This is a genomic window from Wolbachia endosymbiont of Drosophila incompta (assembly GCF_001758565.1).
GTDB classification, from domain to species: Bacteria; Pseudomonadota; Alphaproteobacteria; order Rickettsiales; family Anaplasmataceae; genus Wolbachia; species Wolbachia pipientis.
In genome coordinates, this window is sequence record NZ_CP011148.1 from 427,249 (window position 1) to 434,148 (window position 6,900).

6 protein-coding genes are annotated in these 6,900 nt (G+C 34.9%); 3 read left to right on the forward strand and 3 right to left on the reverse strand.

All coding sequences use genetic code 11. The features are described 5' to 3' along the window. The coding region (locus WG67_RS08265) for a GTPase (protein ID WP_458695001.1) at positions 1–61 on the reverse strand (61 nt) is incomplete at its 3' end. A 117-nt stretch (positions 62–178) separates the two neighbouring features. Between WG67_RS08265 and WG67_RS01895 the strand changes: the two genes are divergently transcribed. Further along, the gene (locus tag WG67_RS01895) at positions 179–1,084 is read left to right on the forward strand and encodes an OTU domain-containing protein (protein ID WP_070356817.1); all 906 of its coding nucleotides are present in this window, start codon (positions 179–181) and stop codon (positions 1,082–1,084) included. 75 nt (positions 1,085–1,159) lie between these two features. Next, the gene (locus WG67_RS01900; RefSeq protein ID WP_010962599.1) at positions 1,160–2,335 is read left to right on the forward strand and encodes a CCA tRNA nucleotidyltransferase; all 1,176 of its coding nucleotides are present in this window, start codon (positions 1,160–1,162) and stop codon (positions 2,333–2,335) included. Here WG67_RS01900 and WG67_RS01905 read toward each other — a convergent pair. Beyond that, positions 2,319–4,097, reverse strand: coding sequence for a coiled-coil domain-containing protein (locus tag WG67_RS01905; RefSeq protein ID WP_070356818.1), 1,779 nt, complete (start codon positions 4,095–4,097; stop codon positions 2,319–2,321). The genes WG67_RS01900 and WG67_RS01905 overlap by 17 nt on opposite strands. A 135-nt stretch (positions 4,098–4,232) precedes the next feature. Next, positions 4,233–4,766, reverse strand: coding sequence for an HK97 family phage prohead protease (locus WG67_RS01910; protein WP_070357044.1), 534 nt, complete (start codon positions 4,764–4,766; stop codon positions 4,233–4,235). A gap of 1,246 nt (positions 4,767–6,012) precedes the next feature. Between WG67_RS01910 and WG67_RS06060 the strand changes: the two genes are divergently transcribed. After that, on the forward strand, positions 6,013–6,900 hold an 888-nt coding region (locus WG67_RS06060; RefSeq protein WP_458694986.1), incomplete at its 3' end, for a type I glyceraldehyde-3-phosphate dehydrogenase.

Below are 6,900 nucleotides of genomic sequence, written 5' to 3' on the forward strand. Positions count from 1 at the left end.
CATTAAATAAGGTTGATTTTCCTATGTTTGGTAACCCAACTATACCGCAGTTAAAACTCATATTTGCTATGTAAAATTATAACTATTGCATAATTTAAAAATTTCTGCTATACTTAATTAGTCGCTTATTGACAATTTTGTTGGTATAGTAATATATAGCTTAAATTAAGGTAAAACTATGACTACAGCTAAGAAACGGAAACTACCAAGTGACTTTCATGATGTTGAGGTTGGAATAAAAAGGCCCAGGATCTCAGGGCAAGAAATAACTCTTTTAAATAGTAACCCTTACCCTGACAATTTCTATGTAGGACAAGCAATTGGTAATGGAAGCTGTTTTTTTGACTCGTTCAGGCAAAGTCTAGAACAACAGACAGGAGAGCAAGTTACTGCCGAAAAATTAAGAAATGATTGTAGGGAATTTGCGCAAAAGAATCCACCAAAGTGGTTTACAAATGCAATTGTCAATAGTCATGATAACAATGGCCAGCACCGTAGTGAAACTGTAGATGATTATACAGCAGACATTATGCGTAACAGTAGGTGGGGTGATCCTGACGTTGAAGGCAGAATACTTTGTGAAAAGTATAAGGTAAAGCTACATGTTATAGAGAACCAGACTGTTGATAACCAAGATCTGTCTTTGCATGAATTAATAGACAATTCAGGTTCAAAAAGTGCAGGTGAATACAATAAAGTTGATTATGGTGATAGTAGTACTGTGCATATAATAAACAAAGGCGGATTGCATTTCGAACCATTGCTTGATAGAAATAAAATCAAACTTAAACAAGAGCAAGAACAAGAAGATTTCCTATTAGCAAAAAAACTGCAGCTAGACGAGATCTTAGAATATTGTAACCTTTCAAAGGATATCTCTGAGAGAGCAGAGGTTGAAAAGGGATTTGATAAGTTATTGGCAGAAAATGCTGATGGAAAAATTGGTGATGTTGTAGGGCAGTGCGTTAGTGATATAAAGCAGCGCATAGAGCAGCAAAACCCTTCAAGTTTACTAAGATGTGGTACGGAATCGATGGCAGAACCATTTCATCAACAACGAGCACCACAACTTGTAAAATCTTAATAGCCCTGTATATTTTTATATAGGGCTTTTGCAAGCATTTCATATAATATGAACTTGCAGTACGTACTAACCTAAATGCAAGTTGACCATGAGACTAGTTTAATTATTGATGCCATAGAGGAATTTGGTGGTGAGGCTAGGCTTGTCGGCGGGTGTGTGAGAGACTCAATTTTGCAGCGTGATGTCCACGACATCGATTTAGCTACTAATTTGCTTCCCAATCAAACGATTAAAGCGCTAAAACTCCGTAATATAAAAACTATTCCAACTGGCTTAAAACATGGAACTATCACTGCGGTTCTAAATCAGAGGTCTTTTGAAATTACGACACTAAGGCATGATGTGAAATGTGATGGTAGGCATGCAAAAGTAGAATTTACCAATAATTGGCAAGCGGATGCTTCAAGGCGCGACTTTACATTTAATGCTCTGTATGCAGATAAGCATGGCCATATATATGACTACTTTGGTGGTATAGAGGACTTAAAAGCGCGAAGGTTAAACTTTATAGGCAACGCTGAAGATAGAATTAAAGAAGACTATCTACGTATTCTAAGAGCTTTTCGTTTTCATGCAAAAATATGTGTCGGAGATTTGAGTGATGAAATACTAAGCGTATGCAAAAAGCATTCGCATATGATCCAAAACCTCTCTGGAGAGAGAATAAGAGATGAAATACTTAAATTGCTGGAGTGCAATGATCCTTTTCCAACACTTAAGAGCATGCAAGAATCTGATGTTTTGCAAAAGATTATCCCAAAAGAAGTAAAATGCGAAATTCTGTCTTCGCCACTTCTTTTGGGCACTGATGCACTAGTAAAATTAGCGTTACTCCTTAGGGCTACTAAAAAAAATGACAGGTTAAGTCTTGGAGAATATGTAAGCAAATTTTTACGTCTTTCGAACAAGCAAAAGAAAAAGCTGCTATTTTTACTATCCAACGATATCAAAACAGAACTCTCAGAAAAAGAGCAAAAAAAATACATATCTTTATTTGGTAGAGAATTATATTGTGATTTAGTGAAAATTTGTGGTGTTGAGTCTGGAGAAAATGTTGATGAATACATTTCATTTGCTAACACATTCAATATTCCAAAATTTCCTTTATCTGGCGATGATTTAATAAGTATAGGTCACCAGCCAGGAAAAAGTTTAGGTAGAAACTTGGAATTGCTAAAACAACATTGGGAAGATAGCTCCTACACTTTAACAAAAGAGGAGCTGGTGCTTTATGCTAAGAACCTATTCTAACTGCTTTCTGACTGTTCAATGAATGTATGCTTGCAATATTAGGGGAACTCATAGAGGAATTAGGTATATGTTCTTTTTTAGCTTTTTCTGTTAATTGATATTCGTTTACTCCTCCTTGAGTTTGATTACACATTCCCTGATCTGGAGATAAAAATTTATCTCTTATGCTTAATGCCAGTTGTAACTCTTGAATCTTATTTGAAAAACATTTCATTTTAGCCTCTGTTAATTTTCCTGTAACAATTTCTTTAAGCAATTCTCCTGAGTCGTTATTATTATTATTCTTGCTATTAAAGCTGTGCAAGATAGAGTCTACAATCTTATTTACCCCTTCTTGTTTGTTAAATTCTAATTTTTTTACGCATTTTCTAACAGAAGGTGACAACTTGGCTTTTAACGTGTCATCTCGTAGTTCTTTACCCATATTTTTTCCAATGTTACAATGTTCGTTGACAACTTCTTTAACCTTAGCTTCTATGATCTCCCTTGCGGATTGTTTCAAATTACTTTCTAATAATTCAAGCAGCTTACTGCTTTCAAATTTGCCATCATCTTGATTTGATAGAGACTTTATAGTTTCATTAAGCACGTTATGGCAAAAGTGTTTCTCTTTAAATTCAGGAAAACCTTTTTTTAACTCCTCGTTTTTCCCAGATAAAAAGTTATTGAGACCCTTATCCCTAGAAAGCTTATTGGGCAAGTTTCGTAATTTTGAAAGAGTTGATTTTGCAGTAGATACTGTACTCACTGCACCTGCCTTTTTAGCCAATTGACCTTCTTTTGCTTCCTGTAGTTTCTTAGTGTCAGCTTTCAATTGACCTTCTAAATCAATCTCCAATTGTTGTTTAGATTCTTGAACACTTTGTAATTGCTTCCCCAAGTTCTCCATTTCACCCAATTGAGCAGTCAATGTATTCACACTTAATCGTAGAGCTTTGTTTTCATGACCTAAGTCACTGACTTTATTTTCTAATTCAGTATTTTTGTCTTTAGCCTGACACAATTTATCAGTCTGTGATTTAAGTAAAGCCACTAATTTGCTAGCTTGCCATTGTTGATTCAATTCAATTAATTTATCCTCCTTGTCCTTTAACCTACTCTTAAGTTCTATTATTTGTGCTTGCAGACTTTCATTATCTTTCCTAGTAGCTTCAATTTCTTCTCCTTGCTCTCTTCTTATTATCATGTATTGATCAAATATAGTTTTCTGTTGTTCATCAACTTTATCCTGCATTGCTTTTTTATCTTGTTTGTATTTGGTTAGTTCCTCTTCTCGTTCGCCTGCATCTTCTGTAAGTCCCTTATAACTCTTTTCAAGTCCTTCAATTTCAGATCGTAATTCTCTATTTTCTTCTGTTAAGGAAGCATTTTGTAAACGTTCAAGTTCTAATTCCTGATTTATGCCCTCCAGCTGTTCTTCTAATGCTTCATCATCTTCCTCTGTTATCAATGCTACTCCATCAGTCTGAACCCCTCCATCTTTGTTTATCACTACACTTTGGCTCTCTTTCTCTACAACTTCAGGTTTTAAGTCAACTTGAACACTTCCATCTATTGTCTTAAAAGCATCAGTTTGAACTTCATTGTTTGCAGTAGTTTTATCGTAGTACAAAATATTTTCTGCCCATCTATTCCATCTCTTGGGCAATATTCGTCCAATCGTTTTTAGATATAACCAAGCAAATACAGTAGACCAGCTGTATTTTTTTTCCTTTCGCTTAATATTAATTTCATAATTAACCTTATTATTAATATTTAGCATAAAATTACCTTATTTTTTAACTTCAATTTACAGAAAATTTTAATAGTAATAAAGTTATATATATTAGTATAAATGTTAAACAAATACTAACGCAGGTGTCAAATTATGGTAAAGTCTTTGCCCGCCTAATACACTTTAAGCAGAAATGTACATGTCTGCAAGTACAGCATTTGCTTTTTCTATCGCTCTTGCTAACACTCCCTGTTCATTGTTCTGATTTTTCACATTGATTACCTGAGCAGCCAAGTTTGCAGGAAAAGTGACCAAACTGACTTCCCATAATTCCACTTGTTTTAACACTCTAGCTCCACTTTTATGATCAACATCATACTCTATAGGTATATAGCCGATGGAAAGTCCGTTAATTGCCCCAGTTTTGAGCATCAAATACACTTCTTCTGCTTTCTGAATACCCAAAAGTAAATGTGCGGTTATATACAGGCCAACATCATTTTCATAAATATCTATGATACTACCTATAGGTTCGTCAGGATTATGCTGCCAAAGGAGTTTTATTTTATTTCTGTTTAAATTTTCCTTAAATGCTCCGGGCAATATCAGATCATTTTGTTTATCAACTATGTTAAAAACGCTCGCATAACCAGAAAATACACCGTTTTCTCCTATACTTTTTATTGACAATGGTGAATAGAGAAATTTCTTATTCATAAAGCCTCCTGTAGTATTGGGAATTTTGTTTCNNNNTGCACTGCGATATAATTCTATTATATGCAGTGCTCTAAAAGGGGGAAGCACTTTCTTAGTTACTAAAAACGCTAAATTGTAATATGGTACAATGTTACAACGATGTCATGAAAGTAGCTGAAACTGGTTCCTTTATGACGGCAGTACCTTCTCTTGTCATCCGAGTGCCCCTTTTTGTCATCCCAGTACTTGATACTGGGATGGCTTTGTTGCATCGCTACTTATGAAAGGCTAACTATAGTTAGGATTATAAGCAACCTATTGAAAATCTTGTTTTTTTGCAATCAATCTGATCAAATTTAAGAATAGTAATTTGTTATTTATATTAATAAATTTAATTCTATTGAAAATAGCTAAAGCATTGAAATTCTTGAATTTTAGCCGGATTGGTAAATGGTAGTGAAATTTCTTTTACTCAAATTTAGGTATTCATTGACCGTTCTTGTTATAAATACCAGAATAATAAGCTACTGATATTCCCTATCTTTTTTATCTTTAATCCATCATAGCTAGCGATGCAACAAAGCCCACTGGGATCCAGAAGACTTAATTTCAACCAAGTGGCTGCATAATAAAGCGATTCCAGTGTCAAGCACTGGGATGACATCACAGGGGCATTGACCTCTCTTGGGCTCTTTTAGCTATAAACATTAAGAAATTTACCAAATGAAAAAAAAGGCAAAAGAAGCCCTGGGGTTATTATCTGCTTTAAAATATTGGCGTTTTTTATGTTTTAAACGTTTGACAAGCAAGATTTAGCTGCTTTTAATTGCAACTAACCTACGCTGCAAATGTTTAAGAAATTTACCAAGCAGAAAAAAAGACAAAGAATCCCCGAGTTAGCTAGTCTTTTACTATCTCTGTCAAGTATTGGCATTTTTTGATGTCTTGTAACGCTTTATAAGCGCGTTCAGCTTATTTAGATAAAAATCTAGATGTAGATGAAGTTTTGTAAAGACATACAGTATCTATATACTGCAAAAAATTAAACATAAGACGCCGATACATTAAGTAATCCTTACCTTTTAATCTGCAGATTGGCGAAAGCAAATACAATAGCTTCAGTTTCATGATAAGGGGGCTGGCGGAGTTTGTCAAGCAAGTTTTTAGCCCTGTCTCCTTGCTATAATGTTCATATCGATAGAAAAGCAAAAGAATAAAATGAAATATCAAGTGATATCCTCTATAATTAAATTTTTTGAATGAAGAGATGACGATTCGTGTAGGAATTAATGGTCTGGGTAGAATAGGCAGAGGCGTATTGCGTGCTATTTTCGAAATAGAAGAATATAGCAAACAAATAGAAGTTGTAGCTGTCAATGGATCGCTCAGTGCAAAGCAGCATGCACATTTGATTAAATATGATTCTGTTCATGGCAAATTCAGTGGTGATATTGATTTTAATGAGTCTCAAAATTGGATTTCTATAAATGGCAAAAAGTTTTCTTTATATAGAGAACGGAATCCTGAAAATATTCCTTGGAATGTTGATGTAATACTTGAATGTACTGGTGCATTCAATAAACGTGAAGAAGCAATAAGGCACAATGCAGAGAAAGTAATTGTCTCTGCTCCAGTTCCGGATGCTGATGTCACTATAGTTTATGGTGTGAATGACGATATGCTCGAAAAAGAGCATAAAGTGATATCAGCAGGTTCTTGCACTACAAATTGCCTTGCTCCGATTGTGAAAGTCCTACACTCCAGTTTAGGTATAAAAAGCGGTTTTATGACTACTATACATGCCTACACGAATGATCAAAATGTTCTTGATGGTAATCATAAAGATTTGCTTAGAGCAAGGGCTTGCGGATTATCTATGGTGCCAACTACAACCGGGGCAGCAAAAACAATTGGTTCTATAATTCCTGAATTAAAGGGCAAGCTAGATGGCACTGCCGTCAGAGTTCCGGTTAGCAATGTTTCTATGGTTGATTTTACATTTACGACTGATAAGAAAGCGACCGTTAAAGAAATCAATGAAATGTTTAAGGATGCAGCTCTCTCCTCTACGTCATTCCAGCGCGTGACGCTGGAATCTAATTTCTGGATCCCAGTGTCAGCTACTCGGATGACATCAGAGGGTACTAGGATGACA